The following is a 2992-nucleotide window of genomic DNA, read 5'->3' on the forward strand; positions in this document are numbered from 1 at the left end:
GGGACATGGCCGGTGCTTTGGCAGCCCGCAAGAGTCGCTGACACAGCTACCGCGATGGCCTGGGCCAAGCGCGTCAATGCGTCTGAACTGATGGAATAACGAATAGATGACGACATTGGCTGGAAGTAAGTTCCGGGCAAAAATGTCGGGCGATTCTAGAAAGCACCCGGGGTGCGGTCAACCATTCAGAATTTTTGTGCCAACAGTTAGCCTGCTTAGAACTTATCTTTCCAGGCCCTCAGGGCCGCAAAGACCGCACTCTGCGACGGGTTATCCCGGCCATTCCGTTCGTCCGCTTTTTGTTTAACGGATGTTTCACCGGTGCGCAGGAACGGGTTGGTCAACTTCTCCAGGGCCAGGGTCGAGGGCAGGGTCATGCGCCCGTGCTCGCGCATTTGCGTGACCTTTTCCAGGCGCTGGGCGATGTCCGGGTTGGCAGGTTCCACCGCCTGGGCGAAGCGCAGGTTGCTCAGGGTGTATTCGTGGGTGCAATAGATCAGGGTGTCGTCCGGCAGCGCGGCGAGGCGGCCGAGGGAGTGGTGCATCTGCTCCGGGGTGCCTTCGAACAGGCGGCCGCAACCGGCGGCGAACAGGGTGTCGCCACAGAACAGCAGGCCGTGGTGGTAATAGGCGATATGCCCCAGGGTGTGGCCCGGCACGGCGAACACCTCGAAGTCCCAGCCGAGGATGCTGGCGCGGTCGTTGTCGTCCAGGGCCACGTCGCGCCCGGGGATCTTTTCCTGCGCCGGGCCGTAGACCGTGGCGCCGCTGTGCTGTTTCAGGCGCTCGACGCCGCCGACATGATCGTGGTGATGGTGGGTCACCAGGATGTCGCTCAGGCTCCAGCCAGGGTGTTGTTCCAGCCAGGCCAGTACCGGCGCCGCATCCCCGGGATCGACGACTGCGCAGCGCTGGCTGCGATGATCTTGTAACAACCAGATGTAGTTGTCGGTGAAGGCGGGCAGGGCACTGATCTGTATCATCTTCGGATTCGCCAAGCGGAAAACAATGGCGCATCTTAGAGCTTCTTGGCGTGTTGGAGAATGCAATGACCGATAAAGCCTTCGCTCAGGCAGATCCCGACTGGCTGGCCCTGATCAGCGCGGCCCGGGAGTGGCTGTCCGGCCCCCTGGGGCAATTCCTGCTGGATGAAGAGCGGCGCATGCTTGAAGAGGAGCTGGGGCGCTTCTTCGGCGGTTACCTGGTGCACTACGGGCCTTCGGCGCAGACCCCGCCGGCGGCGCCCCAGGTGCAGCGCAATGTACGCCTGGGCGCGCCCTTGCCCGGGGTGGAGATCGTCTGCGAGGAGCAGGCCTGGCCCCTGAGCGAGCACGCCGCCGATGTGGTGGTGCTGCAGCACGGCCTGGATTTCTGCCTGTCGCCCCACGGCCTGCTGCGGGAGGCGGCCAGCAGCGTGAGGCCCGGCGGCCACTTGCTGATTGTCGGTATCAACCCCTGGAGCACCTGGGGCTTGCGCCATGTCTTCGCCCATGACGCCTTGCGCCAGGCCCGCTGCATCGCGCCGTCGCGGGTGGGCGACTGGCTCAACCTGCTGGGGTTCGCGCTGGAGAAACGCCGCTTCGGGTGCTATCGTCCGCCGCTTGCGTCGACAGCATGGCAGGCACGACTGGCGGGCTGGGAGCGCAAGGCCGGGCAGTGGCAACTGTCCGGGGGCGGTTTCTATCTATTGGTGGCTCGCAAGATCGTCGTGGGCCTGCGCCCGGTGCGCCAGGTCCGGCGCGAACCGATGGGCAAGCTGGTACCGCTGCCCATGGCCAAGGTCAATCGCCGTAACAGCGAACCTTGATGACCTGTTGATACCTTCTTTTTATATGGACCGGCCGGGTTCCCCCGGCCCTGGGCATTGTCGATTCCAAGCGGCGGGCCACTGGCAATTTTCTGATGGAAGGCGTGGATGAGCGATAGCGTAGAAATCTTTACCGACGGGGCCTGCAAGGGCAATCCCGGCCCCGGTGGCTGGGGCGCTTTGTTGGTGTGCAAGGGTGTCGAGAAGGAACTCTGGGGCGGCGAAGCCAACACCACCAACAATCGCATGGAGCTGATGGCGGCGATTCGCGGCCTGGAAGAACTCAAGCGTGAATGCGATGTGTTGCTGGTCACCGACTCGCAGTATGTGATGAAGGGCATCAACGAGTGGATGGCCAACTGGAAGAAGCGCGGCTGGAAGACCGCGGCCAAGGAACCGGTGAAGAACGCCGACCTGTGGCAGCAGCTGGATGAACAGGTCAACCGCCACAACGTCACCTGGAAATGGGTGCGCGGCCATACCGGCCATCATGGCAACGAGCGGGCCGACCAGTTGGCCAACCGCGGCGTCGACGAGGTTCGCGGCTACAAGCAGTCCTGATGCCCTGAACGGGTAGTCAGCGACACGGCAGCGGCCGTTCGAGCCGCTGCTTCATTTCCCCCATCGCACGGGGCGAATCCACCAGTACCGCATCCATCTTCAGGCAGGCGGCCGCCTGGTAGTCCTCGGCCGTATTGATGCCGATCGCCAGCATCCGCACCTTGCCCCGTGACTGAAAGCAATCCACCGCAGCGGGTGTCCACAGCCGGGCATCGACCTGGGAGCGCGCCTCACCCAGGGTAAAGGTCTCGACCAACTGCACCGGGCGCCGGTACTCGAAGGCCACCCAGCTGCCGGCCGCAGGTGGTGCGCTGCAACTATGGGCGAGGGCGATGCCGGCCAAACGCTCCCGGGTGCTGTCCCTGGATTCGAACAGCCGGGCCTGTGGATAGGACGCGAAAGCCTGCTGGTAACGGGCATCGGTGGAGTAGATCAGTACTCGGTTCCAGGCGTGCAACTGTTCCAGCAATCGGGCGACCGCCCGGGCCTGGGGGGCGGCCGGCAAGGCCTTCATGTCGAGAATCACCGGTACCGAATCGGGGATCGCCATCAGTGCCTGACGCAACGACGGCAGGCTCACCGGCTGGGTACGATAGGGAAAAGTCACCTGGCCATCGGCTGGTG

5 protein-coding genes are annotated in these 2992 nt (G+C 63.9%); 2 read left to right on the top strand and 3 right to left on the bottom strand.

The features are described from left to right. The coding region (locus BLX41_RS36295) for a lytic transglycosylase domain-containing protein (protein WP_259745221.1) at nt 1-116 on the bottom strand (116 nt) is incomplete at its 3' end. 99 nt (nt 117-215) lie between these two features. Further along, complete coding sequence (gene gloB / locus BLX41_RS26090) at nt 216-983, bottom strand: hydroxyacylglutathione hydrolase (protein WP_123727355.1); 768 nt, start codon at nt 981-983, stop codon at nt 216-218. Between the two features lie 65 nt (nt 984-1048). Between gloB and BLX41_RS26095 the strand changes: the two genes are divergently transcribed. Next, nucleotides 1049-1807 carry a methyltransferase domain-containing protein gene (locus BLX41_RS26095; protein ID WP_123727220.1) on the top strand — a complete coding sequence of 253 codons (759 nt, stop codon included), beginning with the start codon at nt 1049-1051 and terminating at the stop codon, nt 1805-1807. 108 nt (nt 1808-1915) lie between these two features. Continuing rightward, complete coding sequence (rnhA, locus tag BLX41_RS26100; protein WP_123727221.1) at nt 1916-2368, top strand: ribonuclease HI; 453 nt, start codon at nt 1916-1918, stop codon at nt 2366-2368. A 16-nt stretch (nt 2369-2384) separates the two neighbouring features. On the opposite strand, the gene BLX41_RS36300 is transcribed toward rnhA, so the two are convergent. Next, a partial coding sequence (locus BLX41_RS36300; RefSeq protein ID WP_473241689.1) for a PI-PLC domain-containing protein occupies nt 2385-2992 on the bottom strand: 608 nt, incomplete at its 5' end.

Source organism: Pseudomonas protegens, assembly GCF_003732485.1.
Classification (GTDB): domain Bacteria; phylum Pseudomonadota; class Gammaproteobacteria; order Pseudomonadales; family Pseudomonadaceae; genus Aquipseudomonas; species Aquipseudomonas protegens_B.